This window comes from Nocardioides sp. GCM10030259 (genome assembly GCF_042666375.1).
Taxonomy (GTDB): Bacteria; Actinomycetota; Actinomycetes; order Propionibacteriales; family Nocardioidaceae; genus Nocardioides.
On sequence record NZ_JBHTDF010000019.1, the window covers coordinates 1 to 26,560 of the forward strand.

Consider the following 26,560-nt stretch of genomic DNA (forward strand, 5'->3'; position numbering starts at 1 on the left):
GGTCGGCTTGTTCTACCTGCTCGACAGCCCGATCAGCCTGGCCTTCTTGCGCCGGTTTCCCACCGAAGCCAAGGCGGCCTGGTTGAGCGAGCTCCGGATGGCGCACTAGCTCAAGAGCAACGGCTACTGCGGCCGTCACACCCCGGCCCGGCTGGTCGGTCACCTGCGTGAAGCCGCCAGCGGGCGCGTCAACGGAGCAGCAGCTGAAGCCAGCGAGGTCATCGTGCTCACCCTCGTCGACCTGCTCACCACCCTGCGCGAGCATCAGAGCGTGCTCGAGGTCCGGATCAAGGAAGCCCTACTGGCCCACCCCGACGGCCCGATCTTCCAGTCCCTGCCCCGCGCCGGTGTCGTCCGCGCCGCCACCCTCTTGGCCGAGATCGGCGACTGCCGTGCCCGGTTCCCCGACCCCGCATCACTCGCGGCCGCGGCCGGGGTCGCACCCTCGACCCGGCAGTCGGGCAAACACCGCAACGTCGCCTACCGCCGTGGCTGCAACAAGCAGCTGCGCGCCGCGCTCGTCGACTGGGCCCAAGACACCCCACGCGCCAACGCATGGGCCCGCGACACCTACGACCGAGCCCGCGACCGCGGCTGCCGACACCCCCACGCAGCAAGGATCCTGGCCCAGAACTGGACCAGGATCCTATGGCGCTGCTGGCACGACCAGGTGCCCTACAACCCCGACCTACACGGCCGGCTCAGCACCCTCGCTCAGGAGGCTGCTTGACATAGGGCTCTCAGGCCACGGCGTGCGGCGGCTCAGCCGTCCGCCCCTGGAAGGCCAGGATGTCCGAGTTGCCCACGCGGCCGTCACGGATCTCGATCGCCCGGCTCAAGGTCTCGTCGGCGTCCCAGGCGGTCGCGCCTTGGAGCACCGGCCGCAGGAACGGGATCAGCGCGTTGCTGTTCTCCCACGTCGCCGAGTTCCACAAGTACGACGGGCTGTGGTCGACCGCGTAGTAGACGACGTTCTCGCCCACGACGAAGGTCGGCTCGTCGAAGGTCGTCGGGCGAGCCCAGCTGAATCCCATGCCCAGGTCGCAGGACACGTCGACGATGACGCTGCCGGGGCGGAAAGCGTCCAGGTCGCCGGTCTTGAGGTAGACGAGCGGTTTGCTCGGATCCTGCAGCGTGCAGTTGACGACGATGTCGGCGTCGGCGAGGTACGCCGGCAGCGGCTCACGGCCTCGCTCGGTGACGACGTTGCTCACGTGTTCACCGTCCGGCTCGTGCTCGAACTGCCGGATCACCACCGAGTGGATCGGCGAGCCCACCGCGGCCACCGCCCGGTTGGTCAACACCACCACCTGGTGCACACCGTGGGCGTTGAGCGCCGTCACCGCTCCCCGCGCGGTCGCGCCGAACCCGATCACCACCGCGCTCCGGCGCCGGCCGTAGTCACCGGTCAGGCCGGCCAGCTGAAGGGCATGTAGCACCGAGCAGTAGCCGGCGAGCTCGTTGTTCTTGTGGAACACGTGCAGGCCGACGCCGCCGTCACGGCCCCAGTGGTGCATCGCCTCGAAGGCGATGAGGGTCAGCCGCCGGTCGATGGCGAGCTGCGTGAGCTCGCGGTCCTGGACGCAATGCGGCCAGCCCCACAGCACCTGCCCGGGCCCCAGTGCTGCGACATCCGCGTGCTGCGGCTTCGGGAGCAGGACGACCTCGGACTCGGCAAGCAGTTGCGCCCGTGAGGCGAAGCCGGCGACGTGGTCGCTGAGGACCTCGTCGGCGACACCGAATCTGGCGCCGTACCCGTGCTCGAGCGTGATGCGCGCCCGCAGGTCGTCCTGCAGGAGCGGGATGTGCTCGGGGTGCAGCGGCAACCGGTGCTCGTTCTCCTTGGCCGACGACCCGACGACACCGAGCCCCAGGAGCGTCGTCACTTCTTCTTCGTGGGGTGGATCTTGTCCGAGACGCTCTCCTCGGACCCCTTGCTGCGCTTCTCGGCGCGCTTCTGCTTGATGGACTGCCCGGACTTCTTGGACATGCTCTGGCGCGGCGACTTGTCGCTCATGTGGGAACTCTCTGAGAGGAAGCCTGAACGGCTCCGTGTCCCGACCATACGCCCTCGGTCGCGAGGCTCACCCCCGCTTGGCTCCGCGGTCACAAGTGTCTGCTGCTTGCGGAGCCGGCAGGCGTCGGCCCCCGGTGGCGACTCCCGGATCGGTGGAGCCTTGGGCGTCGGGCATAGCCTTGGTCCACATGACCGGCGATGGTGCCTCCAACTCTGGCATGTTGTCGGCCAGATAGGTGGACGTGATGTCGACGCCGAACGCCCCTGCTCCGGATCCCGAGAGTGCAGAACGGAGTCGTACCCCGCTCCGCCTCCGGCTGGCTGAACACGCCGACGGAGACAGTCTCGACGGCGGTTGGTGGCCACACAGTCGTGACCTGACGGTCGAGTTGGCCGACCTCGTCGACCAATTCCCGCCGCAGTGCGGTCGGATCGAACGTGCTCTCTTCTCAGCGCCGGATTGGGAGTCTGCGCCGCGACGAATCGCGGTCGCCGCGGGGTACGTGGACGTTGAAGCCTTTCTCCGCGACGACGCCCACCTGATGCATCTCACGACCGTCGACGGGAGCTTGGTGAGACTTCTCGTCGTACCGCCGGAAGTCACCGACCAGCAAGGCGAGGAAGCGCTCCTGGCCGCCGCCACCTCGGGGAATGCGCACTCGGCCAGTTCTCTGCTGGACACCGCCCGCGAACACCCCGACGTCGACCCTCAGGATCTCTGGAACGACAGTGGCGGATCATGGTGGGATCCCCACCCCGTTGCGCCATCATCCCGGAGGAGCGGAAGACCCTGACCTGCTTGGGCGCTCTACCGGAGAGCGCCCATCCCATCGCGCAGAGCGCAACGACTGGCCTTCGACGTGGATGACGCGGTACGCCCTCGGACGCGATCGGTGTGGCGATCACGCCGCGACTGGCTTGGACTCGGCAGCGGCCGGGTCGAGAAGGCCTTCCCGCCGCGCCACGAAGACAGCGGCGCCAATGGTTGCCGCTACGGCGAACCCGTTGAGCAGCAGCACGGACACGCTCTTCATCAGGACGAAGGTCTCCAACGGCTGAGAGTGAAGCAGCCACAAGGTCGCCATCGCCTTGCCGAGGCACAGGATCGCCCACATCAGGGTGAGGCACCAGAACAGCCGACGGATTCGGGGTCGCACGTGGAGCTTGTCGTCCATCGGGTAGAAGTCGCCGGCCAGGCGGGCGACCATCGGCCGCGCTGTCGCCAGCGTCGCGATGAACGCCGCGCCGATGAGCCCGTCGCTGATGATGGGTTGGAGAAAGTACAGGTAGGTGCTGTCGGTGAGCAGGGCGACGAGCGTGCGGCCGGTCATCACGAGGGCGGTCAGCACGAGGAGGCCCGACGTCCGGCGCCCAGTGACCGCCCGCCACGCGATTGCGCCATAGGACCAACAGAGCGCGACGAAGATCGCCGTCCAGACGCCGTCCAGGCGCAGGCACGTGTAAAAGAGCGTCGCCGGAATCGCGCACGCGACCAAGAGGCTCACGGCGACCCTTCGGACCACCGCACGGAGGGAAGGATGGGCAGTGGTGGAGATCGAGGGCATCAGAATCCTGTCGTGACGAGCGGTCGCGAGCGGGTCCCGCACCTGCAAGTACCCAATCCACCACGGCACAATTGGACCCAACGCAGTCGCACCATGGCCGTCCTCGATAGGAGCTGAACGGCAGGGCCGCGTCGGGCTGATGACTGGCGACCCTGCCGCCGCTTTCCGCCGCTACAGCCAGTACAACCGCTACAGCCAGTACTGCCGTTACAGCCGCTTGGCCACCGAAGATCGTTGACTCTTCTCGACCCTCAGATTCTTCTCCGAATCGCCACGCTCTCACCGCGTTCCAGCCTTCTCTCCTGAGCGGCACACATGCTACGAAGGGTCGTAGATGGGTCGCCCGTGTTCGGGCGGCCCACGCGGCATTTTTGGGGTGTCCGTTGGTTGTCGACGGACGCGCTGGAGCGGGTGATCCGGGGTGATCGGCGTGCACGGCGGGGTGAAGTTCTACCACGGCGCCGCGAAGGCCGCGCGGACCTACGTCGAGCGCGACTGCGCGCGCTACGACGACTACTACCTCGCCGAGGGAGACGGGATCGCGATGCGGTTCGTCGCCGAGACAACCTGCGGCGGCGGCGTCGCGGTCGAGAGGAAGCAGGACCTGGATGGTGACAGCTACGAGGGCTGGGTCGCCGGGATGGTCGTCGAGACCGGGCAGCCGAAGGGCCGGTTGCGAAAGGATCCGGATGCGCTGCGGTTCGTCGAGGTCACCGTCAATGGACCGAAGACCTGGTCGCTCGCGGGCGCACTGAACCCGGGAGTCTCGGCCGCGCTCGACGCGGCCCAGGAGCGCGCAGCGACGCAGATCGTCGCCTACCTCGCCGGGCACGCCACGACCCGCGTCGGCCCACGCGGCCGGCAGGCGCAGGTGCCCGTCGAGCAGATCGAGGCCGCGGTGATCCGGCACTACACCTCCCGGGCGGGTGATCCCCACCGGCACCTACATCTCCAGATCAACGCCCGGGTGTTCGCGGCCGGCGGTTGGCGGGGGCTGCACTCGGTCGGGGTGCGGGACATGATCGAGGCGATCAACGGCATCGGCCATGCAGCTGTCGCGACCGACCCGGAGTTCCGGGCGGCACTCGCCGAGGCCGGTCTCACCATGGACCCGGAGACCGGCGAGATCACCGAGTTGGCGCCGTTCATCGCAGCGTTCAGCGCCCGGGCCGCGCAGATCCGCGGCAACATCGACAACTACGAAGCCGAATGGCGGGCCGAGCATCCCGGCGAGGAACCCGGACCCCGGCTACGCGAGACCTGGGACCGGCGGGCCTGGGCGCAGGCGCGGCCGGACAAGGCCGTCCCGTCAGACGGCGCGTCGGTAGTGGCGCGGTGGAACGAGGAACTGCGCGCACTCGGGTACGTCGACCCGGCCGGACACGTCCCACTGGTCTCCCCGCGGATCGCCGACCTCGACCGCGACGCGGCAGTCGACCTCGTGTTCTCGCGCCTCGGGGCGGCGCGGTCGGCGTGGAACGCGGCCGACATCCGCGGCCAGGTCGAGCATCTGATCGCCCAGGCCGGCCTGATCGCCGACGCCGGCGTCCGCATCGAGCTGGCCGAGGACCTGACCGCTCGGGCGGTCGCCCGCTGCACGCCGTTGCTGCTGCGGCCCGACGTGCCCGAGCACGTACGTTCCCTGACGTCACCGGCCGTGCTCGCGGTGGAGACCGAGATCCTGGAAGGGCTGCTGGGTCGCGCCCAGCCGCTCGAGCCAGCCAGGCTCCACCGCGCGACCGTGGCGCAGCTGTCTGTCGAGCAGGCACGGGTGGTCGCGGCACTCACCGGACGCGGGCCGCTGGTCGTGGTCGAGGGCGCCGCCGGCGCGGGCAAGACCACGACCCTCTCGATCACGCACCGGCAGTTGGCGGTTCGTGGCCGTCGCCTGCTGGTCGTGACCCCAACCTTGAAGGCGGCCGAGGTCGCCGCCACCGAGACCGGTGCCGAGGCCAACTCGGCCGCCTGGCTGATCCACCAGCACGGCTGGCGCTGGGACGACGACGGCCACCGGACTCGCCAACGATCCGAGCCGGCACCGGCTGCGCGGCTCAAGCGCGGCGACCTCCTGCTCGTCGACGAGGCAGGCATGGTCGACCAGGACACCGCACTCGCGCTCCTGACCATCGCCGACGAGGCCGGTGCCCGGATCGCGTTCATGGGCGACCGCCACCAGCTCCCCGCCGTGGGACGCGGCGGCGTCCTCGACCACGCCATCGCCTGGGCACATCCCACCGCGGTGCTCACCATGGACCGGGTGCACCGGTTCGCCGACCCCGACTACGCCACGCTCAGCCTCCAGATGCGCGAAGGACGGCAAGCCGACGCCGTCTTCGACCGACTCCTCGCGCGCGGCCAGGTCCTCGTTCACGCGTCCGAGGCAGAACGCAGCGCGCTGCTCGCCGTGGTCGGCGCCGACGGCGCCCTGGTCGTGGCCGACACCCGGGACCAGGTCGCCACCCTCAACGCCGCGATTCGGAGCGTCCGCAGGAATGACTCTGCCGGGGTGATCACGGATCGCGGCGACCTGATCGGACTCGGCGACCGCGTCGCGACCCGACGCAACGACCCCAGCCTCGGGGTCACCAACCGGCAGACCTGGACCGTGGCTGGGATCGGCGACGACGGCAGCCTGATCGTCCGCTCCCCCGGCATCCGCCGAGACCGCGAGCTGCCTGCGGCGTACGTCCGCGGCCACGTAGAGCTCGCCTACGCCACCACCATCCACGGCGCCCAGGGCGAGACCGTCGACGCCGCCCACGTCGCCATCGGCGACACCACCGGCGCCGCGTCGGCGTACGTCGCGATGACCCGGGGCCGGCAGAACAACGTCGCGCACCTCGTCGCCGAGTCCGTCGACGATGCCCGCAAGCAGTGGTCGGAGATCTTCGGCCGCGACCGCGCCGACCTCGGGCCCGCCCATGCACGGGTCCAGGCGATCGAGGCGATCGACCGCTACGGATCGGCCCCAACGCGGCGCGCCGGCCACGTTCCCCCTCCTGCAGCGCCGTCCCGTCGACCGGCCGAGGCGCCCGGGATCGGGCTCTGACAAGAACCCCGGCCACACAAAAGGGGGAACGCCCCTGACCTGCACGAACGCAGCGTTCCCCCTCGGCGTACCCCCACCTTGTTACCGGAATCCGGTAACACCCGGAGTCCACGCTGACCGGCGTGAGTCAACGACTCGCAAGACAACCAGCAAGACGACTTAGGGATACCTGTTGACCTGCGGAAACGCAGGCTTCGGGCAGGTATCCCCCTCCAGGTATCCCGAAATCGTGGATACCTGGCGGTCCACGCTGGCCGACACGAACAGATCGCTCACGACGACAACCGGCGAGGAGAGCACCATGACCGCATCACCCATCGAACCCGACGAGAACCGCCGCCCCGTCCGGAACCCCGGCGACGAGATGCTGACCCTGCAGGAGGCCTGCCGCTTCCTCCGCATCCCCGAGGGCACGCTGCGCTATTGGCGCCACCTCGGCTGCGGACCGCGCAGCTTCAAGATCGGCCGTCACGTCCGCTACTGGCGCGCCGACCTCATCGTGTGGCTCTCCGAGCAGACCAACCGTCCACAGAACGACGCCTGACCGCGACACCGACGGACCAGAGAGGCACGATGAGCCATGGCCAGCATCGAGAAACGCGTAAGGAATGGCCAGACGTCGTGGCGTGCGCACTACCGCACGCCGGCCGGCGCGCAGCGCAACAAGACCTTCGCCCGGAAGATCGACGCCGAGCGATTCCTGGCCGGCGTCGAGAGCACCAAGGTCATCGGGACCTACGTCGACCCGGCACTGGCGAAGGTGAACGTGGGCGAGTGGGCGCAGCGCTGGTTGGACGGGCAGGCTCACCTGAAGCCGTCCACGCGCTCCCGGTACGCCGGGATCCTGAGCAAGCACATCCACCCGCGGTGGGACCGGGTGAAGCTCGCCAACGTCTCGCACGGCGACGTCCAGGCCTGGGTCACCGACCTGACTAGGAGCCATTCTCCGGCGACGGTGCAGAAGATCCACCGGGTGCTCAGCCTGGTCCTCGACATGGCGGTCAAGGACGGTCGGCTCGCGCGCAACGTCGCCAGCGGGGTCAACCTGCCGCGGGTCGCCAGGCACGAGCATCGCTACCTCACCCACGATCAGGTCGACGACCTCGCCACGGCGACCGGATACCCGAGCGACGCGAGCAAGTTCAGCAGCCTCAACACCAGGGCCAACCAGACCTACCGACTCGTCGTGCTGTTTCTGGCCTACACCGGCGTCCGCTTCGGCGAGATGGCCGCACTCCGTGTCGCCCGGCTCGACCTGCGCCGCAACCGCGCCGTCATCGTCGAGTCCGTCACCCCGGTCCAGGGCCGGGGACTCGTCTGGGGCACCACCAAGACCCACCAGCGCCGCGAGGTCCCGATCCCGCCGTTCCTCGCGACCGAGCTCGCCGAGCACATCAAGGGCAAACCACTCGACGACCTCGTCTTCTCCGGCATCCGCAACGGCCAGCCGCTGCGGGTCAGCACGTTCCGCACGGCGTTCAGCGCGGCAGCACGCGCCATCGGCGTACCCGACCTCCACCCGCATCAGCTCCGGCACACGGCCGCGAGCCTGGCGATCGCCAGTGGCGCCGACGTCAAGGTCGTCCAGCAGATGCTCGGACACGCCTCGGCGACGATGACGCTCGACACCTACGGCCACCTCTTCGAGGACCGGCTCGACGAGGTCGGCAGCGCGATGGACGCGGCCCGAGCGGCAGCCCAGGCACGTCGCGCCAAGCTCACCGCCGTTCCCCGTGTTGCCCCAGTGTTGCCCGAGCGCGAGTTGGTCGGAGATGACGAAGAGGCCCCGTCCAGCATTTCTGCTGATCAGGGCCCCTTATCGGATCTGTACCCCCGACCGGATTCGAACCGGCGCTACCGCCTTGAGAGGGCGGCGTGCTAGGCCGCTACACAACGGGGGCTTCGCTCTCTCGAGCAACCTGCGGAACTCTATCGGTTGCTGTCGATCGCACAAAATCGCCGCTGTTGAGCGGCGATCTCGCTGGGATACTAGGACTCGAACCTAGACTAACTGGACCAGAACCAGTCGTGCTGCCAATTACACCATATCCCACTGGATTACCAGTGTTTGGCCCTCCAGACACCGCCTCGCGGCGGGCTGTCGGGCCGAGGAGAAACCTTACACAAGTCCGGTTCGGCCGACCAAAACGCCAGGCTCCGCGGGCGTTCGTGTCGTCGAACGGAGCTCCATCCGGCGGGCCACCCACACGACGAGGCCGAGGTAGACGAGTGACTGGGTGAGCGTGACGGGGATCGTCCACCAGTCGCCGCCGGTGGGGTTGAGCGTCGAAGCCATGTCACTGAAGGCGATGGCGATGCCGAACGCGAGCCAGTTGTTGAGCACGTGCATGGCGATGCCGGCCTCGAGCCCACCCGTGAGCACGACGGCCAGCCCGGCGACGACGCCGAACGCGAAGCGGTCGAGGAAGATCGGCGCGCTCTGGGACCCGTGCGCCAGGGCGAACAGGAGCGCGGGGAGCAGCACGGCCGCCCACGGCTTGCCGAAGAGGTTGCCGAAGGCCTGGGTGAGGTAGCCGCGGAAGGCGTACTCCTCCCCCGCCGCCTGCAACGGCGTGAGGAAGACCACCACGAGCAGGAAGTTGCGCATCGTCGTGGTGAACTCGTTGACGTCGCCGCTGAGCTCGGCGCCACCCTCGGACGACGGCACCACGGCCGAGACCACCAGCGTCGCGAACAGCGCGACGATCGACAGCCCGAAGCAGACGGCCAGCCAGCGCCACCGGATCCGGGGCGCCACCGACGCCAGCCAGCGCGGCCGCAGGCCGTGGAGCGTGCGGCTCAGCAGCCAGGTCACGAAGATCGCGCAGGCAAGCGTGACGTTGAGGTAGGCGAGTCCGAGCGGCGTCGGGTCGTCGAGGTCGAGCAGCCGGGTCAGCTCGTCGGTGACGTCGCGACCGGCGAGCGCGAGGCCGATCGCGAACGGCACCTGCACGAGCACCGGCACGATGACGATGAAGCAGGCGATCAGCGCGAGCACGCCCACGAGCGGGCGCCACACGCCGGAGCGGCCGCCCCGCTGGACGAGGTGGTAGGGCAGGCCCGGTGGCGCATCCATCGCAGGCGGCCCGGTCAGCCGAGCGCGCTCTGGAGCCGGGCGAGCGAGCGCTCGCGCCCGAGCAGCTCCATCGACTCGAAGAGCGGCGGCGAGACCCGGCGGCCGGTGACCGCCACCCGCACCGGGCCGAAGGCGTTGCGGGGCTTGAGCCCCATCGCCTCCACGAGCTCGGCCTGCAGGGCGTCCTGGATCGCGGCGGTCGACCACTCCGACAGCTCCTCGAGCTGGAGCATCGCGCGGCGTACGACGGCGCGCCCGTCGTCGTTGAGGAGCTTCTCCGCGTCGGTGGGGTCGATGGCGAAGTCCTCGTCGGAGACGAACAGGAAGCCGAGCATGTCGACGGCCTCGACCAGCTTGTTGATGCGCTCGGCGACCAGCGGCATCGCCTGCTCGAGCAGCTGCGCGTCGGCGTCGTCGACCGGGTCCGACACCACGCCGGCGGACTTGAGGAAGGGCAGCACCCGGTCGGTCATCTCGTCGAGCGACAGCAGGCGCATGTGCGACGCGTTGATCGCCTCGGCCTTCTTGAGGTCGAAGCGGGCGGGGTTGGGGTTGACGTCCGAGATGTCGAAGGCGGCGACCATCTCCTCCATCGTGAAGACGTCACGGTCGGCGGCGATCGCCCAGCCCAGCAGGGCCAGGTAGTTGAGCAGGCCCTCGGGCAGGAAGCCCTGCTCGCGGTAGGCGAGCGCGTGCGCCTCGGGATCGCGCTTCGACAGCTTCTTGTTGCCCTCGCCCATGACGTAGGGCAGGTGGCCGAACTGCGGGACCGCGGTCGAGAGGCCGAGGTCCACCAGCGCCCGGTGCAGCGCGATCTGACGCGGCGTGCTCGAGAGCAGGTCCTCGCCGCGCAGCACGTGGGTGATGTCCATGAGCGCGTCGTCGACGGGGTTGACCAGCGTGTAGAGCGGGTCGCCGTTCGCGCGGCAGAGCGCGTAGTCGGGCACGAACCGGGTCTCGAAGGTCACGTCGCCACGGACGAGATCGTCCCAGGTGATCGAGCCGTCCGGCATCCGGAACCGGACGACCGGCCTGCGGCCCTCGGTCTCGAACGCCGCGCGCTGCTCGGCCGACAGCTCGCGGCAGAAGCCGTCGTACCCCATCACCTTCGAGCCGGACGCCTTGCGTCGCGCGTCGACCTCCTCGTTGGTGCAGAAGCAGTCGTAGGTGTACGACGAGGCGCGCAGCCGCGCCAGGGCGTCGGCGTAGATCTCGCCGCGCTCGCTCTGCCGGTACGGGCCGTGCGGCCCGCCGACCTCGATCCCCTCGTCCCAGTCGAGGCCGAGCCAGCGCCAGAGGTCGAGGATCGCGTCGTAGGACTCCTGGGTGCTGCGCTCCCGGTCGGTGTCCTCCATCCGGAAGACGATGTCGCCGCCGTGGTGGCGCGCGAACGCCCAGTTGAAGAGCGCCGTGCGCGCCAGGCCGACGTGCGGCGAGCCGGTCGGAGACGGGCAGAAGCGGACGCGGACGTGGGTCGACCCCGGGGTGTTCAACGCTGTGCCACCTTGTTCGTGAGAGTGCCGAGTCCGGCGATCGAGACCTCGACCTCGTCACCGATGTTCATGGGTCCGACGCCCTCGGGGGTGCCGGTGAGGATGACGTCGCCGGGCAGCAGCGTCATCACGCTGGACACGTGCGCGACCAGCGTGGGGATGTCGAAGATCAGGTCCTTCGTGCTGCCGTCCTGCTGGAGCTCGCCGTTGAGGTGCGTCTGCACCCGGCGGCCCTCGGCGAAGTCGTGGGGGTCGAGGTCGGTCTCGATCCACGGACCCAGCGGGCAGAACGAGTCGAAGCCCTTCGCCCGGGTCCACTGCCCGTCGCTCCTCTGCAGGTCCCGCGCCGTCACGTCGTTCGCGATCGTGTAGCCGTGGATGACGTCGGTCGCCTGCTCGGGAGGCACGTCGCGGCAGATGCGGCCGATGACGACCGCGAGCTCGCCCTCGAAGTGCAGGTCCTGCGTCTGCGGCGGGTAGAAGATCGGGTCGCCCGGGCCGACCACGCTGGTGTTGGGCTTGAGGAACATCAGCGGTTCGGCCGGGACGTCGTTGCCCATCTCCGCGGCGTGCGCGGCGTAGTTGCGGCCGATCGCGACGACTTTGCTGCGCGGCAGCACCGGCGCGAGCAGCCGCACGTCCTCGAGCCTGAACTCCTGGTCGAGCAGCTTCACCCCGACGTACAACGGGTCCCCGGCGAGCGCCACGACGGCGCTTTCAGGGTCGGGCTGCCCGAACTCGTCGAGCTCGCCCGTGACCACGCCGTACATCGGGTCCTCGCCGGTGGTGAATCTCGCGATGCGCACCCGACGAGCCTATCGAGCGGGCTAGGGGTACTCGCCGCCGGTGACGCCGAAGAACTCCTCGAGAGTGGCGGTGCGGGTGGCGGTGCCGGTGACGCGGAGCTCGGCGGCGAGCGCGCGGCCGACGTAGCGGAGGTGCCAGGGCTCCGGGGAGTAGCCGGTGATCGCGGTCGCTCCGGGTTGGTAGCGGACCACGAAGCCGAAGCGCCACGCGTTGCGGTCGAGCCAGCGCCCGCCGGGCGTGTCGGCGAAGCACGCATCGAAGTCGCAGCCCGGGCGGGCGGGGGTGACGAGGTCGACCGCGAGGCCGGTCTGGTGCTCGCTGTGGCCCGGACGCGCCGACACCCGGTCGGCGGCGACCCGCCCGCCGGATGCCACGGCGTCCGAGTGGATGGCCTGCTGGTAGGCGTACGAGCGGAAGGCGCTGGCGATCTTGAAGCCGAGGCCCTCGCGATCGCTGTCGGCGAGGAGCGCGGCGAGCGGGCCCGCGGCCGGCGTCGCGACCTGGTAGCCGCGCACCAGCGTGATCACGGGCCTGAAGCCCGGCGGCAGCGGATGCTTCTTGTTCACGACGACCCAGATGCTCCGCGGGTCCGAGGTCGAGTGGCGGTCGCGGTCGAAGACCGGCTCGATCCTCAGTGCGGCCGGCGTCGGCACCACCGCTCGGGGGACTGCTGCCGGCCGCTCGCTCGGGGACGCGCAGGCGACCGCCAGCAGGACGACCGGGATGCCGAGCGCCGTCTTCCTCACGTCTCACTGACAGGTGCGACGCTGCCCGAGGTTGCATGCAACCCTGCTGCTGCCCGCACCCGTCAACCAGGCGGAAGGAGAGGTGTGCGCGACGACGAGCGATCCGCAGAGTTCGTGGCGTTCGCGCGCGCCCACCGGAGCGACCTGGTGCGCACGGCGGCCCTGCTGTGTGCGGGTGACGAGGCATTCGCGGAGGACGTCGTGCAGACCACGCTGACCCGGCTCTACCTGTCGTGGCCGCGGGTGCGCCGCGCCGACAGCCCGCTCGCGTACGCGAGGCGCAGCCTCACCCACGTCTTCATCGACGAGGCGCGCCGCGCCCACCGGCGCCGGGAGTCGACGGTCGCAGACCCCGCACGCACGCTGGCCGTCGAGCCTGCGACCGGCGACGCCGACCCGGAGCTGCGTGACCTCGTGCTCTCCGCGCTCGCCTCCCTCGGCCCGCGCCAGCGGGCCGTCGTCGTGCTCCGCCACTGGCACGACCTCGACGTGGCGCAGACGGCGCGGGTCCTCGGCTGCTCGACCGGCACCGTCAAGTCGCAGAACGCCCGGGCGCTCGCCCACCTGCGCGACCACCTCGCCCCGATCGTCCCCGCGTCCGACCTGGAGGTGTCCTGATGTCCCCCACCGACGACCTCAAGGGAGTGCTGCGGTCCGTCGCCGACGTCGACCGGCCGGCTGCCGACCCCGCCGACGACCTGGCCCGGGCGCGGTCGGCGGCGCGCGCACGCAGCCGCCGCCGGTTCCGAGTGGGCCTGACCGGCGTGACGGCGGGGGTGGTGCTGGCGGTCGGCGTCACGCTGGTCGTCGACAGGACCGGTCCGCAGCCCGCGCCGCCCAGCGCCGCCGGCGTCGAGCTGGTGGCCGAGCCGTTCGAGGCGACGCCGTACACCTTCGACCTGACGCCACAGGGCTGGTCGGTGCAGGGGCAGCGCGCGTCCGCGGTGACCATCGCGCCCGACGACGGCTCGACGTCGAGCCACCCCGACGACTTCCGGGGCAAGCTCGTGATCCTCTTCGACGCCAACCCGACCCACGGACGGCTCCTGGAGCGGGACGGCCGGGAGTTCTGGATCGACGGCGACTCCGGGCACACGACGGTGGCGACGCACACGCGCGAAGGCGAGCCGCCCGGCGTGGTGCGGATCCAGTACCCCACCGACGCCGGCTGGGACCTCGACGCCATGGTCGCCTTCCTGGCGAGCGTCCACGTCGGGCCGGGCGCTCGCCACGGGCTCGGCTGAGCCCGTGGCGAGCCGGTCGCTCAGTCGCTGATCCGGACGGTCCTGACGAGGTCCTTCTCGATCTGCGACTCGGTCCACGCGAACGCGACCCAGCCCTCGTCGGAGAAGATCCGGGTCTGGTCGTTCGACCAGGGCGACGACGGGTTCTCGTACTGGCCGTAGGTGAGCACCGTGCGCGCCTCGACCTCCCGCTTCCCGCGGAACGCGATCGCCTGGATGTACGACGACCCCACGTTGACGCCACCGACGACCGGGTCGTCGGTGCCCGAGGAGGACACGGCGTTCGCATCACCGGTGGTGTTACCGAGCCCGCCGCTGACCCCGATGCCCTCGCCCTCGTCGCCGCGGTCGGCGGACTGGTGCATGGAGCCGTACGGCGCGCGCAGGTCGATGCCCCGGTCGGTGAGCGTCTTGATCGCCTTGGCCATGGTGTCGACGACCGGCTGGGCGGTCGACAGCGTGCGCGGCGTCGTGAACGGGTGCTTCGCGGAGAACGGGACCTCCCACAGGCTCACCTTGTCGGCGCCGGCCAGCCGCATGAACTCCTGGAAGATCGCGGTGCCGACCGACGTCGTGTCGGACCGGCCGTCCCAGTCGCGCAGGACCTGGCAGGCCGCGGTCAGGCCGGTCGCGGCGCAGACCCGGTCGAGCCGGCCACCCGCGCGCGCCACCTCGGCGGCGTACACGCGGTTGGCGTACTGGTGCGACCGCAGGGTGGCCGGCGACTCCTTGCCGTCCTTCAGCTGGTCGCGGACGTAGCGCATGACGACCTTCGTCCGCATCGAGCGCTCGCACTTCTCGCAGCCGATGATGCGCGGGTAGCCCTCGAGCTTCTTCCGGGCATTGGGCGCCCAGTAGGAGTCGTTGGCGTTCATCACCCAGGAGTCGGTCACGACCTCAGGGAGGTGCTCCGGGCCGAGGATGCCCGGCCGCTGGGCGCCCCTGTCGGTGCCCCACGCGCACTCGCCGTCGGCGCGGGTGCCGTCGAGGCCGGGCAGGCCGGCCACGCCGAAGATCAGGCGGCCGGTGTCGGTCATGCACTCGTCGGCCATCTCGTCGGTCACGTGCGGGATCACGGAGTGGTCGGCGTACAGGACCTCGCCGCCGCGGTCGGCCGCGATCGTGTTGACCCACGGCATGCCGCCGCCGCGGTCCTGACGACGCAGCAGGTCGCGCACGTCGGAGGCCTGCGCCATCGACAGGAACGTGTCGAGGATGCGCAGGTGCTCGGCGTTCGCGTCGCGCATCGCCCAGAAGCCGGACTTCGTCCACGTCATGTACTGGCTCGGCGAGTTGAAGACGTAGCCCTGCGGGGTCCGGTAGAGCGTGCGGGTCACGGTCTTGACGCCGTCGTCGGTGCGCACCTCGACCTCGACGCGCCGGCGCTCGAGCCGGCGGACGCCGTCCTCGGTCTCGTAGCTCGTCGGGCTGCCGGCCGTCGTGTACTGGTACGGCGTGAACCGGTAGCCGGTCGAGACGGTGTGGCTCCAGGCGACGTCCTCGTTGAAGCCGATGTTGATCACCGGGGAGCCGAGCAGCGACGCGCCCGCGGCGTCGAAGCGGCCCGGGATCGTCAGGTGCAGCTGGGTGAACCGGTAGCGACCCAGCCACGGGAAGTGCGGGTTGCCCAGCAGCATCCCGCGCCCGGTCGTCGTCTCCGAGCCGCCGACCGCGGTCGCGTTGGACCCGAACGACGTGCTCTCGTCGGCTCCGAGGTTGTGCGCCAGCTCGGCGCGGCTGAGCGACGGCGTCGCGACCCGCTGGCCCGCCGCCGGCGGAGCGGCGTCGGTGATCTCGCGGAGGAACCTCGTGGTCGAGCCGATCAGCTGGGCCAGGTAGACGGCGTACCAGATGTCCTTGGTCGTGACGTCGGGCCGGATCCACTGCTGCTTCGCGCACGCGGGGTCGGTGATCTCGTGGGTGCGGAGCCAGCGGTTGATGCCGACGGCCTCGGCGCGGACCATCGCCTTCGCCCGCTTGCTCGGGCCGGCGACCTCGTCGGCCAGCAGCCTCTCGACGACCCGGCGGTCGCGGAGGTCGGTGACGAGCGTGTCCCACTGGAGGTTGGTGCCGACGCCGCCGACGCGGTCGCTGTACGTCGCGCTCGGGCCGTGCCGGAGCGAGCGCTGGCCGCGCGCCGTGAGCAGGGTGTCCATCAGGTTGCAGGTCGCCGCGGCGGTCGTCGCCCACCCCGCGCCGTAGCCCAGGCTCGCGAAGTCGTCGGCCTGGATGTGCGGGATGCCGTGCTTGGTGATGCGGATCTTCGCGGCGTACCTCTTCGTGGGCTTGTCGGGCTTCGCTGCCTGCGGCGATGCCGAGGTCGACGCCGGAGCCGCGGTCGCCTGGACGGCGCCGGTCACGGCCGCCGGGGCGAGGAGCAGGAGGGAGGTGAGGCCGATCAGGCCCGGACGGAGATTCACGAGGAGCACCGTAATGGTCGTCACACTCGCCGACGTGCTCGCAGCGCGGATGCTGCCTACGATTTCCGCGTGCAGACGTTGACCCGGGACGAGTGGGAGCCGCGCGCCGCGGCCCATGCCCGGCGTGTCGACGCCCTCGTCGACCCGCACCTCGAGCGGCGACGGGACCGGGTGAAGCACCCCGTGCACGACTTCCTGTTCACCTACTACTCGCAGCGACCCGCCCAGCTGCGGCGCTGGCACCCCGGCTTCGGCGTACGACTGCTCGATGCTCCTTCCCACGACGGCCTCAAGGGGTACGACGACGGCGCGGTCACCGCGGCGTACGTCGAGTCCCAGCGTCCGCTGCTCGTCGCGCTGTCACGGCTGCTGCGTGCGACCGCCGGCCGGCCGGCGAACTTCGGGTGCTTCGGGATGCACGAGTGGGCCATGGTCTACCGGCTCTCCGAGGACGAGACCCGGCACGCGGACTGGCCGCTGCGCCTCGGCGCGGCCGGCACCGACGAGGTCGTCGAGTCGCACCGGATCGCCTGCTCGCACTTCGACGCCTACCGCTTCTTCACCCCGGCCGCCGCCCCGCTCAACTCGCTCTCCCCCGCGGCGCACGACCGCCCCGACTTCGAGCAGCCCGCGTGCCTGCACGCCGGCATGGACCTCTACAAACACGCGTTCCGGCTCACGCCGATGATCAGCTCGGACCTGGTCGCGGACTGCTTCGAGCTCGCCTGGGACATCCGCGTGCTCGACATGCGCGCCGCGCCGTACGACCTCCGCGAGCTGGGCCTGACCCCGGTGCCGGTCGAGACGGCGGCGGGCAAGGCGGAGTACGCCGAGGCGCAGCGCCGCTTCGCCGAGCGCGGCGCCCCGCTCCGGGCGCGACTGGTCGAGGAGTGCGACCGGCTGCTGGCCGTCGCCGATCGGGGACCTTCGGCCCTGCTCCCGGAGACGTCCGCGACCTAGCCTCGATCGCATGGGGAAGCCCGTCCCGCAGTGCCCGATCCGCATCGGCGACCCCTGCTCGCTCTGCGTGCCCGGCGCGACCGGACCCGAGGACTGCCCCCTCGTCGCCGAGGTCATGCGCGACCCCGAGCTGAGGGCGCGCCTCGCCGAGCTGCGCCGCAAGCTCGCGCCCGCTCGCTGACCCCCACTTCCCGGGCAATCCCTGACGTTCTCGGGCAATCCTTTGCCCGGGAAGATCAGGTTTCCCCGGTGGGCCGGGGAAACCTGCGGGCCCCGGGCCATCCCGGTGACGAATCTCCCAGATCCCGACCACGGGGTTGCAGACGCGCACCCCGTCCGCCATGGTCATTAGGTAAGGCTTACCTAAATCCCATTCTCGGAAGGATCCATGGTGACCGCCACTCCCCCTGCCCGCGTCGCGGACTGCGCGCACCTCCAGCACCTCTTCCACCCGGCCCACGCCGATGCCTACGTCGACGCGATGCGTCGGGGCGTAGACCACCTCGCGGCGGCGCTCGCCCGGGTCGGCGGCCCCGCGACCGGGGTCGTCCCCGAGACCGCCGCCAAGGCCGTGGCCGACGTCGACCTCGACCGCCCGCTGGGCGACGTCGGCGAGGCGCTCGACGAGATGAGCCGGCTGTGGCTCGACGACACGGTCTGGTTCCACGAGCCGGCGTACGCCGCGCACCTGAACTGCCCCGTCGTCATCCCCGCGCTGCTCGCGGAGGTCTTCGTCAGCGCGGTGAACCCCAGTCTCGACACGTTCGACCAGAGCGTCGGAGGCACCTTCGTCGAGCGGCACCTCGTCGACTGGACCGCCGCGCGGATCGGGTTCGGGCCCGGCGCGGACGGCATCTTCACCAGCGGCGGCACCCAGTCCAACCTGCAGGGCCTGCTGCTGGCCCGCGACCACGCGCTCGCCGACGGAGCCGCCGTCCGCGACCTGCGCATCGTCACCAGCCGCGATGGCCACTTCAGTGTGCAGAAGGCCGCCCGCCTGCTCGGCCTCGGCGACGCCGCCGTGGTCACCGTGCCCACCGACGGCGACCGGCGCATGGACGTCGGCGCGCTCGGCCGCGCGCTCGCCACGATCACCGATCGCGGACACGTCCCGATGGCCGTCGTCGCGACCGCCGGCACCACCGACTTCGGCGCGATCGACCCGATCCCCGAGGTCGCCGCCCTCTGCGAGGGGTACGGCGGGTGGCTGCACGTCGACGCGGCGTACGGCGGCGGCCTGCTCGTCTCCCCCACCCACCGGCACCGGCTCGCCGGCATCGACCGGGCCGACTCGGTGACGATCGACTACCACAAGACCTGGTTCCAGCCGGTGTCCGCGAGCGCGCTCGTCGTGCGCGACGGGCGCCGCCTCGGCCACGTCACCTGGCACGCCGACTACCTCAACCCGAAGGACGCGGCCCATCCCAACCAGGTCGACAAGAGCCTGCAGACCACCCGCAGGTTCGACGCGCTCAAGCTCTGGATGACGCTGCGCGTGATGGGGCCCGACACGATCGGCGAGTACGTCGACCGCGTCGTCGCCCTCGCCGCCGAGGTCGGCGCGGTGCTCGACGCCGACCCCGACGTCGAGCTCGCTGCCGCGCCGCAGCTGAGCACGCTCGTCTTCCGCCCGGCCGGTCTCGACGACCGCGAGGCCGACCTGCTGCTGCCGCGGATCCGCGCGACGCTCTACGAGCGCGGCCAGGCGATGGTCGCGGCCACCCGCGTCGGCGGCCGCCGCTGGCTCAAGCTGACCCTGCTCAACCCGCTCGCCACCGCCGACGACATCCTGGCCGTCACCGGACGGGTCGGCGAGCTGGGCCGCGAGCTCCGGACGGCGGTGGCGTCGTGAGGGACTTCGTCGCGATCGGCGTCGGCCCCTTCAACCTCGGCCTAGCCTGCCTGACCGATCCCCTCGACGAGCTCGACGGCGTGTTCCTCGAGGCCCGCGACGAGCTCGCGTGGCACCCCGGCATGATGCTCGACGACGCGACGCTGCAGGTGCCGTTCCTCGCCGACCTCGTCACGATGGCCGACCCCAGCTCGCGCTGGTCGTTCCTCTGCTACCTCAAGGAGACCGGCAACCTCTACCCGTTCTACATCCGCGAGTCCTTCTACCCGCTGCGCCGCGAGTACGACGACTACTGCCGCTGGGCCGCCGAGCGACTCGACAGCATCCGCTTCGGGCAGGCCGTGACCTCGGTCGAGCACGACGGCTCGGCGTACGTCGTGACCACGGCGACCGGCGAGCAGCACCGCAGCCGCCGCCTCGTGCTCGGCGTCGGCACGCGACCGAAGGTCCCCGAACCCCTGCAGGGCATGGGGATCCACTCCTCCGACTACCTCCGCAACAAGCGCGCACTGCAGCAGCTCGACTCGATCACGATCGTCGGCAGCGGCCAGAGCGCGGCGGAGATCTACCGCGACCTGCTGCTCGAGAGCCCCGACCACGGCTACCGGCTGACGTGGCTGACCCGCAGCCCGCGGTTCTTCCCGATGGAGTACACGAAGCTGACGCTGGAGATGACGTCGCCGGAGTACACGTCGTACTTCCACGGCCTGCCCGCCGACACCCAGGCCCGGCTCGGGCGCGAGCAGCGGTCGCTCTACAAGGGCATCAGCGGCGACCTGGTCGACGAGATCTTCGACCTCCACTACCGGCTTCGCGTGCAGGGCGACGGCCCGCACACCACGCTCGTCACGAACACCACCGTCACCGGCGCGCACCACGACGGGGACCACGTCCTCGAGTGCCACCACGACGAGACGGGCGAGGACTTCACGATCACGACGCAGGGGCTGGTGCTGGCGACCGGGTACGCCGCGGAGGTGCCGGCGTTCCTCGAGCCGGTCCGCGACCGGATCCGCTGGGACGAGCAGGGCCGCTTCGACGTGTCGCGCGACTACACGATCGACCACCAGGACAGGGAGATCTTCGTGCAGAACGCCGAGGAGCACACGCACGGACTCGCCGCGCCCGACCTCGGCATGGGCGCCTACCGCAACTCCGTGATCATCGCGGCGATGGCCGGCCGGGAGGTCTACCCGGTCGAGAAGCGGATCGCCGTGCAGAGCTTCGGGGTGCCCCGATGAACACACGGATGAGGATCACCATCGAGCCCCTCGACCTCGAGCGCGACCTGTCGCTGCTGCACCAGTGGGTCACCCACCCGCGCAGCGTCTACTGGCAGATGCAGGACGCGTCGATGGACGACGTCGCGACGGAGTACCGGCTGATCGACGAGAACCCCCATCACCACGCCTGGCTCGGGCGGGTCGACGGCGAACCGGCGTTCCTCGCCGAGACCTACGACCCCGCGCAATCGGAGCTCGCCGGGCTGCCGGAGATCGCCCCCGGCGACCTCGGCATGCATGTGCTCGTGGCCCCGACCGACACGCCCGTCTCCGGCTTCACGCGGGCCGTCTTCGCCGCCGTCGTGGACCACTGCCTCGCCGACCCCGCCGTCCGGCGGGTGGTCGTCGAGCCCGACGCCCGCAACGCGCGCATCCGCGCCATCAACCGTGAGTTCGGGTTCCGCGAGCTCCGCACCATCACCCTGCCGACCAAGGAGGCCGTCCTGTCCGTCCGCACCCGCGACCACCTCACCCCGGAGCACCTCGCCAGCGCCCAGCGCCATCTGGTGACCAAGGCGATCTCGGAGTTCGCCCACGAGCGGCTGCTCTCCCCGGTCGCCGATGGCGACCGATGGCTGCTCACGACGCCGGCCGGCGACACGACGTACTCGTTCGCGGCCAGCCGACTCGTGCTCGACCACTGGGCGGTCGACGCCGCGACACTCACACGGACGGTCAAGGACGACCCGGCCGCACTCGACGTGCAGGACTTCGTCGTCGAGTTCTCCGAGGTGCTGGGCATCCCGGACGCGCTGCTGCCGACGTACCTCGAGGAGCTCGCGGCGACGCTGGCGTCGGCGTGCTGGAAGCTGGCGCACTCGACGCTGTCGGTCGACGACCTCGTGCACGCCGACTACCAGCAGCTCGAGGCGGCCATGACGGAGGGACATCCCGGCTTCGTCGCCAACAACGGCCGGGTCGGGTTCGGCGCCGACGACTTCGCGGCGTACGCGCCCGAGACCGGCAGCGCGGTCCGCCTGCACTGGCTCGCCGCCCGGCGGTCGCTCAGCCACCACTCCGGCCCCGAGGTGTACGACGCGTCGCTGCTCGTCGACGCCGGCCTCGACCCGGCCGACTACCACCTGGTGCCGGTGCACCCGTGGCAGTGGAGGAACAAGATCGCGATCACGTTCGCGCCCGACATCGCGCGGGGAGACCTCGTGCACCTCGGCGAGGGGCGTGACGACTACCGGGCGCAGCAGTCGATCCGCACCTTCTTCAACACGACGCACCCGGAGCGGCCCTACGTGAAGACGGCGCTGTCGATCCAGAACATGGGGTTCATGCGCGGCCTGTCGCCGAAGTACATGGAGGCGACGCCCGCGATCAACGAGTGGGTGCACGACCTCGTCGAGTCCGACCCGACCCTGCGCGGCTGCGGCTTCTCGGTGCTCCGCGAGATCGCCGCCATCGGCTACACCGGCGACGCCTACCACCGGCTGACCCGGCCCTCGCCGTACCGGAAGATGATCGCCGCGCTCTGGCGCGAGAGCCCGGTGCCCCGCGTCGGCGACGGCGAGCGGCTCTCGACGATGGCGGCGCTGCTGCATCGCGACGGAGCCGGGCGGTCGTTGGCCGCCGCGATGATCGAGGCGTCGCCGCTGGACGCGGTGGAGTGGCTACGCAGCTACCTGCACGCCTACGTGCGCCCGGTCGTGCACTGCCTGCTGGCGCACGACCTCGCGTTCATGCCCCACGGCGAGAACCTCGTGCTCGTGCTGCGCGACCACGTGCCGGTGCGGGCGTTCATGAAGGACATCGGCGAGGAGGTCTGCGTGATGTCGACGGCGCGCGACGTTCCCGACGACGTCGCGCGGGTCCGGCAGGACGTCGACCCGGAGATCCGTGCGCTGGCGCTGCACACCGACGTCTTCGACGGCGTGCTGCGGCACCTGGCGGCGATCCTGCACGTCGACGGCGTCCTCGACGAGGGCGACTTCTGGGCCGAGGTCGCGCGCTGCGTGCGCCAGCACGCCGAGGACCACCCGGAGCTGGCCGAGGCGTCGGCGACGTACGACCTGCACCGGCCGGAGTTCCGGCACAGCTGCCTGAACCGGCTCCAGCTGCGCAACACCCTGGAGATGGTCGACATCTCCGACCAGGCCGAGTCGCTGATCTACGCGGGGACCCTCGATAATCCCATTGCATGACCTCCCGAATCACCGAGATCAGCGTCGACTGCGCCGACCCCGCCGGGCTGGCCGGCTTCTGGTGCGCGGCCCTGGGCTACTCGGTCGTCAACTCCAGCGCCGACCTCGTCGAGATCGGTCCGGACCACGGGGACGACGCCGCGCTCCTGGCAGCGGTACGTCGCGAGCCGGTCGCTCCGTCGATCTTCTTCGCGAAGGTGCCCGAGGGCAAGGCGGGCAAGAACCGCCTGCACCTCGACCTCTCCCCGATCGACTGCACGCAGGACGAGGAGGTCGCGAGGCTCGAAGGCCTGGGGGCGCGGCGCGCGGACGTCGGCCAGACGGGCGCGGAGTCCTGGGTCGTGATGGTCGACCCCGAGGGCAACGAGCTCTGCGTGCTGCGCAGCCTGGCTCCCGGTGAGTTCGACCTCTGATCCCGTTAGGTTGAGGGGCATGCGCCTGCTCTCGGTCCTGCTCGGCCTCGTGCTCGTCGGCTCGCTCGCGCCTGCGGCCCACGCGGATCCGCGCTGGGTGTTCTACACGAGCGACAAGACCCGCTACGAGTCGCCGTGGTTCGCGGGCGCGCACCGGATCATGATCCCGTTCGGCTGCACCGCGGCGCCGTACTACTCCCCCGACTCGCGCTGCCGCGGCGGCCGCGGATTCCACCATGGGCTCGACGTCGCGATGCCGTGCGGCACCCCGCTCATCGCCGGGCGCAAGCTCCGCGTCGTCTCGAACGACTCCCTCGGCTCGGCGTACGGCGTGCACCCGCTGCGGCTGCGCAACCGCAAGCTGGGCTGGGACCTGGTCATCGGGCACACCCGCCGCGTCTACGTGCGCGAGGGGCAGGTCGTGAAGCGCGGCACGATGTTCGCCCGGGCCGGCGACAGCGGCGCACCCGACGGCTGCCACCTGCACTTCGAGCAGCGCTCGGTCGGTGGCGGGCTGTCGAGCGCGGTTCATCCGCGCCCGCTGCTCGCGCTGACGCCGCGCGACCGATGAACGACCGGGTGCTGCACAACTTCCTCGCCCCCGACGGCCGCCTGCACACGATCCCGTCGAAGCACGCCAAGCTCCTCGTCGTCCTCGACCACCTGGCCCAGTCCTTCGAGCCGGGCCAGCGCTACCAGGAGGCCGAGGTCAACCTCGTGCTGCGTGGGTTCCACGACGACTACGCCGCGCTGCGCCGCTACCTCGTCGAGAACGGCTTCCTCGACCGGGAGGCCGGTGTCTACTGGCGCAGCGGCGGCACGGTCGACGTCAGCCCGCCGCCCGCCTGACTGGTTCCTGTGTCGGGGTCAAGCTTGCAGCGGAGCCGCCGTCGGTTTCCCCGGTGAGCCGGGGAAACCTGACGTTCTGGGCCGAAACTTCGCCCGAAAAGATCAGGAATCCCCGGTGGGCCGGGGATTCCTGCGCCAGCCGGCCAACGGACGTCAGCCCGCCGCCCTCCTGACGAGCTCCTCGATCCGCGCCACGTCGGCGTCGGTCAGCGTCGTGATCGCGTACTCGGTCGGCCACATGTTGCCGTCGTCGAGCTGGGCGCCGTCGTTGAACCCGAGGTTGGAGTAGCGCGCGCCGAACTTGGCGGCCGGCTTGAAGAACACGATCGCCTTGCCGTTGCGACCGTAGGCCGGCATGCCGTACCAGGTCTTCGGGTCGAGGTCCGGAGCCACGGTCGTCACGATGGCGTGGATGCGCTCGGCCAGCACCCGGTCGGCGTCCTCCATCTCGGCGATCTTCTCGAGCAGGCTCTGCAGATCGTCGGCCTTCTTCGCGCCCTTCTTGCCCTCGGCCTTGAGCTCGGCGGCGCGCTCCTTCATGGCAGCGCGCTCGGCGTCGGTGAATCCGCTGGTGGTCTTCTTCGTCGTGGTCATGGCAGCACGCTAGTGAGGTCCTACCGGCGCTGCTTCTCGATTCCTGACGGGTCTGCGACCCGCTGCCGGATCCCGTCGAGCACCAGCCCCAGCCCGAGGGCGAAGTCGGAGTCCTCGCGCGGGGCGCCGTCGATCGCGCCGGCGGAGCCGGCCTGGAGGTGGGTCTGCTCGTCGACCACGTGACCGAAGACGAAGTGCAGCAGCGTGCGCGCGGCCACCGGCACCTGCGCCGGGGTGAGGCCGCCCTCGCCGAGGGCGACCACGAGCTCGTCGTACGGCGTGGCCGCGCCGATGCCGAAGGAGCGCACGGTCGCGACGAGCTCGGCGCCGTCGCGGTAGGCCAGCAGCCCGTCGCGCAGCTCGGTGCAGACCGCCTCGACACGGGCATCCCACGCGGGCGGGCGCACGTCGCGGCGGCCGCGGGCGAGGATCTCGTCGGCGACGGCGGCGAGCAGCTCCTGCTTGTTGGCGAAGTGGTGGTAGAGCGCGCTGGGCTGGACGCCGAGCTCCGTGCCGAGCCGCCGCATGGTCAGGTCGGCGAGCCCGTAGGTGTCGAGGACCCCCAGCGCCCGGTCGACGACATCGGCCCGGTGGTAGCGCACGTCACCCTCCGTCCCGCCCGGGGAGCGTTGACCCCGGCGCAGCCCGAACCCTAACCTGAACGCCGTTCACCTGACCAGCGTTCCGGCGCCGATCCGAAGGACCGAGCATGGCCATGGCCGAGACCCCCCTCTCCCCGACCGACGACGCGGAGGCACCCCGCGTGCGACGGCGCTCGTCGACCACCGACATCGCACTGATCGCGGCCTTCGCTGCACTCATCTCCGCCTGCGCCTACATCGGCGCGATCCCCGTCGGCGGCGCGGGCGTGCCGATCACGCTGCAGACCTTCGGCGTGATGCTCGCGGGCTGCCTGCTCGGGCCGGTGCGCGGCTTCCTGGCCGTCTCCCTCTACCTGCTCCTCGGCGCGATCGGGCTGCCGGTCTTCGCCGAGCACTCCTCGGGCCTGGGCGTCTTCACCGGCCCCAGCGCGGGCTACCTCTACGCGTTCCCGGTCGCCGCCGCCCTGGCGGGCTTCCTGGTCAAGTACGTCGCGCGCGAGCGGCGTACCCGCGCGATCTGGGTCTTCGCGTGCTCGATCGCCGGCAGCATCCTGGTGATCCACCCCTTCGGCATCGTCGGCATGAAGCTCTACTTCGACGTGTCGTGGCACGAGGCGCTCACCTACGACACGCCATTCTGGATCGGCGACCTGCTCAAGACCACGCTGGTCGCGCTGATCGCCGCCGAGGTGTTCCGCGCGTTCCCGCAGATGCAGCGCATCGACGACTGACCCTGTCCGCGCCTTGCCCACGATCACCTTCGATGCCGCCGGGCTCAGCGTGCCTGTGCCCGGCGGCACCCGCGTGGTGCTCGAGCCGACGACGGTCGAGCTCACCGAGCAGCGCGTCGGCGTCATCGGGGCCAACGGCTCCGGCAAGTCGACGCTCGCGCGCCTGGTCAACGGCCTCGTCTCCCCGAGCACCGGCAGGGTGCTCGTCGACGGCGTCGACGTGGCGCGCCACGGAGCCGCCGTACGCCGTCGCGTCGGCTTCTGCTTCACCGACCCGGCCGCCCAGCTGGTGATGCCGACCAGCGTCGAGGACGTCGAGCTGTCGCTGCGGCGTCACGAGCGCAACCCGGCCCGGCGCAAGGAGCGGGCGCTCGAGGTGCTCGGCCGCTACGGGCTCGCCGACCACGCCGACGTCAGCGTGCACGCGCTGTCCGGCGGCCAGAAGCAGCTGCTCGCGCTGGCCGGCGTCCTCGCCGTCGAGCCCGCGATCGTGGTCGCCGACGAGCCGACCACCCTGCTCGACCTCGCCAACACGCGCCGCGTCGCCGACCTGCTCTTCTCGCTCGAGCAGCAGCTCGTGCTGGTCACCCACGACCTCGACCTGGCCCGCCGCTGCGACCGGGTGCTGGTGGTCGAGGACGCGCGGGTCCGCTTCGACGGGGCGGCCGACGCCGCCGTCGGCGACTACCTGGCCTCGGTGGCGTCGTGA

General features: G+C 70.8%; 26 protein-coding genes, 2 tRNA genes and 1 pseudogene. 17 read left to right on the top strand and 12 right to left on the bottom strand.

Annotated elements, in window-relative coordinates; genetic code table 11:
- The first annotated feature begins 223 nt into the window (after positions 1-223).
- Positions 224-730 carry a transposase gene (locus ACFQQI_RS16320; RefSeq protein WP_378565605.1) on the top strand — a complete coding sequence of 169 codons (507 nt, stop codon included), beginning with the start codon at positions 224-226 and terminating at the stop codon, positions 728-730.
- Between the two features lie 10 nt (positions 731-740).
- Here the strand turns inward: ACFQQI_RS16320 and ACFQQI_RS16325 are convergent, their stop codons facing one another.
- The gene (locus ACFQQI_RS16325) at positions 741-1,886 is read right to left on the bottom strand and encodes a N(5)-(carboxyethyl)ornithine synthase (protein ID WP_378565608.1); all 1,146 of its coding nucleotides are present in this window, start codon (positions 1,884-1,886) and stop codon (positions 741-743) included.
- Complete coding sequence (locus ACFQQI_RS16330; RefSeq protein ID WP_378565611.1) at positions 1,883-2,017, bottom strand: hypothetical protein; 135 nt, start codon at positions 2,015-2,017, stop codon at positions 1,883-1,885. Before ACFQQI_RS16330 ends, ACFQQI_RS16325 begins: the two co-directional genes overlap by 4 nt.
- A 245-nt stretch (positions 2,018-2,262) precedes the next feature.
- On the opposite strand from ACFQQI_RS16330, the gene ACFQQI_RS16335 reads away from it, so the two are divergent.
- A complete protein-coding gene (locus ACFQQI_RS16335; protein ID WP_378565614.1) occupies positions 2,263-2,811 on the top strand; it encodes a DUF5994 family protein in 549 nt (182 codons plus the stop codon).
- Between the two features lie 108 nt (positions 2,812-2,919).
- Here the strand turns inward: ACFQQI_RS16335 and ACFQQI_RS16340 are convergent, their stop codons facing one another.
- Entirely contained in the window at positions 2,920-3,522 is a 603-nt protein-coding gene (locus ACFQQI_RS16340; RefSeq protein WP_378565617.1) for a VC0807 family protein, read from the bottom strand.
- Between the two features lie 481 nt (positions 3,523-4,003).
- Here ACFQQI_RS16340 and mobF point away from each other — a divergent pair, with 481 nt between their 5' ends.
- The 3 genes and pseudogenes from mobF to ACFQQI_RS16355 form a co-directional block, all read left to right on the top strand.
- On the top strand, positions 4,004-6,631 hold the full coding sequence (gene mobF / locus ACFQQI_RS16345; RefSeq protein WP_378565620.1) for a MobF family relaxase: 2,628 nt from the start codon (positions 4,004-4,006) through the stop codon (positions 6,629-6,631).
- Positions 6,632-6,995: 364 nt separating this feature from the next.
- A complete protein-coding gene (locus tag ACFQQI_RS16350; protein ID WP_378566230.1) occupies positions 6,996-7,175 on the top strand; it encodes a helix-turn-helix domain-containing protein in 180 nt (59 codons plus the stop codon).
- 36 nt (positions 7,176-7,211) lie between these two features.
- A pseudogene (locus ACFQQI_RS16355) lies at positions 7,212-8,216 on the top strand (tyrosine-type recombinase/integrase); the annotation flags it as partial.
- A gap of 243 nt (positions 8,217-8,459) precedes the next feature.
- Here ACFQQI_RS16355 and ACFQQI_RS16360 read toward each other — a convergent pair.
- From ACFQQI_RS16360 to ACFQQI_RS16385, 6 genes are all read right to left on the bottom strand, one after another.
- Positions 8,460-8,532, bottom strand: a tRNA-Glu gene (locus ACFQQI_RS16360).
- Positions 8,533-8,612: 80 nt separating this feature from the next.
- Positions 8,613-8,684: transfer RNA gene (locus ACFQQI_RS16365), tRNA-Gln, on the bottom strand.
- 66 nt (positions 8,685-8,750) lie between these two features.
- Positions 8,751-9,707, bottom strand: coding sequence for a CPBP family intramembrane glutamic endopeptidase (locus ACFQQI_RS16370; RefSeq protein ID WP_378565623.1), 957 nt, complete (start codon positions 9,705-9,707; stop codon positions 8,751-8,753).
- A 14-nt stretch (positions 9,708-9,721) separates the two neighbouring features.
- The gene (gene gltX / locus ACFQQI_RS16375; protein WP_378565626.1) at positions 9,722-11,200 is read right to left on the bottom strand and encodes a glutamate--tRNA ligase; all 1,479 of its coding nucleotides are present in this window, start codon (positions 11,198-11,200) and stop codon (positions 9,722-9,724) included.
- A complete protein-coding gene (locus ACFQQI_RS16380) occupies positions 11,197-12,006 on the bottom strand; it encodes a fumarylacetoacetate hydrolase family protein (protein ID WP_378565629.1) in 810 nt (269 codons plus the stop codon). The genes gltX and ACFQQI_RS16380 overlap by 4 nt, the downstream gene beginning before the upstream one ends.
- Before the next feature lie 21 nt (positions 12,007-12,027).
- A complete protein-coding gene (locus ACFQQI_RS16385) occupies positions 12,028-12,753 on the bottom strand; it encodes a M15 family metallopeptidase (RefSeq protein WP_378565632.1) in 726 nt (241 codons plus the stop codon).
- An 84-nt stretch (positions 12,754-12,837) separates the two neighbouring features.
- Here ACFQQI_RS16385 and ACFQQI_RS16390 point away from each other — a divergent pair, with 84 nt between their 5' ends.
- Positions 12,838-13,371, top strand: a complete 534-nt coding sequence (locus tag ACFQQI_RS16390; RefSeq protein ID WP_378565635.1) for a SigE family RNA polymerase sigma factor — start codon at positions 12,838-12,840, stop codon at positions 13,369-13,371.
- Positions 13,371-13,997 carry a hypothetical protein gene (locus ACFQQI_RS16395; RefSeq protein ID WP_378565638.1) on the top strand — a complete coding sequence of 209 codons (627 nt, stop codon included), beginning with the start codon at positions 13,371-13,373 and terminating at the stop codon, positions 13,995-13,997. The genes ACFQQI_RS16390 and ACFQQI_RS16395 overlap by 1 nt, the downstream gene beginning before the upstream one ends.
- A gap of 20 nt (positions 13,998-14,017) precedes the next feature.
- Here the strand turns inward: ACFQQI_RS16395 and ACFQQI_RS16400 are convergent, their stop codons facing one another.
- Positions 14,018-16,417, bottom strand: coding sequence for a penicillin acylase family protein (locus ACFQQI_RS16400; RefSeq protein ID WP_378565641.1), 2,400 nt, complete (start codon positions 16,415-16,417; stop codon positions 14,018-14,020).
- Between the two features lie 69 nt (positions 16,418-16,486).
- Between ACFQQI_RS16400 and ACFQQI_RS16405 the strand changes: the two genes are divergently transcribed.
- From ACFQQI_RS16405 to ACFQQI_RS16440, 8 genes are all read left to right on the top strand, one after another.
- Positions 16,487-17,377 carry a 3-methyladenine DNA glycosylase gene (locus ACFQQI_RS16405; protein ID WP_378565644.1) on the top strand — a complete coding sequence of 297 codons (891 nt, stop codon included), beginning with the start codon at positions 16,487-16,489 and terminating at the stop codon, positions 17,375-17,377.
- Positions 17,378-17,387: 10 nt separating this feature from the next.
- Complete coding sequence (locus tag ACFQQI_RS16410; RefSeq protein WP_378565647.1) at positions 17,388-17,558, top strand: DUF6767 domain-containing protein; 171 nt, start codon at positions 17,388-17,390, stop codon at positions 17,556-17,558.
- A gap of 210 nt (positions 17,559-17,768) precedes the next feature.
- Entirely contained in the window at positions 17,769-19,229 is a 1,461-nt protein-coding gene (locus ACFQQI_RS16415) for a pyridoxal phosphate-dependent decarboxylase family protein (RefSeq protein ID WP_378565650.1), read from the top strand.
- Entirely contained in the window at positions 19,226-20,470 is a 1,245-nt protein-coding gene (locus ACFQQI_RS16420; RefSeq protein WP_378565653.1) for a lysine N(6)-hydroxylase/L-ornithine N(5)-oxygenase family protein, read from the top strand. Before ACFQQI_RS16415 ends, ACFQQI_RS16420 begins: the two co-directional genes overlap by 4 nt.
- Positions 20,471-20,478: 8 nt before the next feature.
- On the top strand, positions 20,479-22,662 hold the full coding sequence (locus ACFQQI_RS16425) for a GNAT family N-acetyltransferase (RefSeq protein ID WP_378565656.1): 2,184 nt from the start codon (positions 20,479-20,481) through the stop codon (positions 22,660-22,662).
- Positions 22,659-23,075 (top strand): VOC family protein, encoded by a 417-nt coding sequence (locus ACFQQI_RS16430; RefSeq protein WP_378565659.1) that lies wholly within the window; start codon positions 22,659-22,661, stop codon positions 23,073-23,075. Before ACFQQI_RS16425 ends, ACFQQI_RS16430 begins: the two co-directional genes overlap by 4 nt.
- Positions 23,076-23,094: 19 nt before the next feature.
- A complete protein-coding gene (locus ACFQQI_RS16435; RefSeq protein ID WP_378565662.1) occupies positions 23,095-23,646 on the top strand; it encodes a M23 family metallopeptidase in 552 nt (183 codons plus the stop codon).
- On the top strand, positions 23,643-23,924 hold the full coding sequence (locus ACFQQI_RS16440; protein WP_378565665.1) for a DUF2087 domain-containing protein: 282 nt from the start codon (positions 23,643-23,645) through the stop codon (positions 23,922-23,924). Before ACFQQI_RS16435 ends, ACFQQI_RS16440 begins: the two co-directional genes overlap by 4 nt.
- Before the next feature lie 153 nt (positions 23,925-24,077).
- Here ACFQQI_RS16440 and ACFQQI_RS16445 read toward each other — a convergent pair whose 3' ends face one another.
- Positions 24,078-24,518: an iron chaperone gene (locus tag ACFQQI_RS16445; protein WP_378565668.1), complete on the bottom strand. Its 441-nt coding sequence runs from the start codon at positions 24,516-24,518 to the stop codon at positions 24,078-24,080.
- A gap of 20 nt (positions 24,519-24,538) precedes the next feature.
- Positions 24,539-25,120 (bottom strand): TetR/AcrR family transcriptional regulator C-terminal domain-containing protein, encoded by a 582-nt coding sequence (locus ACFQQI_RS16450; RefSeq protein ID WP_378565671.1) that lies wholly within the window; start codon positions 25,118-25,120, stop codon positions 24,539-24,541.
- 113 nt (positions 25,121-25,233) lie between these two features.
- On the opposite strand from ACFQQI_RS16450, the gene ACFQQI_RS16455 reads away from it, so the two are divergent.
- Positions 25,234-25,851 carry a biotin transporter BioY gene (locus ACFQQI_RS16455; protein ID WP_378565674.1) on the top strand — a complete coding sequence of 206 codons (618 nt, stop codon included), beginning with the start codon at positions 25,234-25,236 and terminating at the stop codon, positions 25,849-25,851.
- Positions 25,852-25,864: 13 nt separating this feature from the next.
- Positions 25,865-26,560, top strand: a complete 696-nt coding sequence (locus tag ACFQQI_RS16460) for an energy-coupling factor ABC transporter ATP-binding protein (RefSeq protein WP_378565677.1) — start codon at positions 25,865-25,867, stop codon at positions 26,558-26,560.

Bases quoted from the DNA above. Each gene is read 5' to 3' on its own strand.
- ACFQQI_RS16445 (WP_378565668.1), bottom strand. From the start codon at position 24,518: ATGACCACGACGAAGAAGACCACCAGCGGATTCACCGACGCCGAGCGC.
- ACFQQI_RS16350 (WP_378566230.1), top strand. From the start codon at position 6,996: ATGCTGACCCTGCAGGAGGCCTGCCGCTTCCTCCGCATCCCCGAGGGC.
- ACFQQI_RS16410 (WP_378565647.1), top strand. From the start codon at position 17,388: ATGGGGAAGCCCGTCCCGCAGTGCCCGATCCGCATCGGCGACCCCTGC.
- ACFQQI_RS16455 (WP_378565674.1), top strand. From the start codon at position 25,234: ATGGCCGAGACCCCCCTCTCCCCGACCGACGACGCGGAGGCACCCCGC.
- ACFQQI_RS16395 (WP_378565638.1), top strand. From the start codon at position 13,371: ATGTCCCCCACCGACGACCTCAAGGGAGTGCTGCGGTCCGTCGCCGAC.
- ACFQQI_RS16440 (WP_378565665.1), top strand. From the start codon at position 23,643: ATGAACGACCGGGTGCTGCACAACTTCCTCGCCCCCGACGGCCGCCTG.
- ACFQQI_RS16330 (WP_378565611.1), bottom strand. From the start codon at position 2,017: ATGAGCGACAAGTCGCCGCGCCAGAGCATGTCCAAGAAGTCCGGGCAG.
- ACFQQI_RS16430 (WP_378565659.1), top strand. From the start codon at position 22,659: ATGACCTCCCGAATCACCGAGATCAGCGTCGACTGCGCCGACCCCGCC.
- ACFQQI_RS16335 (WP_378565614.1), top strand. From the start codon at position 2,263: ATGTCGACGCCGAACGCCCCTGCTCCGGATCCCGAGAGTGCAGAACGG.
- ACFQQI_RS16435 (WP_378565662.1), top strand. From the start codon at position 23,095: ATGCGCCTGCTCTCGGTCCTGCTCGGCCTCGTGCTCGTCGGCTCGCTC.
- ACFQQI_RS16370 (WP_378565623.1), bottom strand. From the start codon at position 9,707: ATGGATGCGCCACCGGGCCTGCCCTACCACCTCGTCCAGCGGGGCGGC.
- ACFQQI_RS16425 (WP_378565656.1), top strand. From the start codon at position 20,479: ATGAGGATCACCATCGAGCCCCTCGACCTCGAGCGCGACCTGTCGCTG.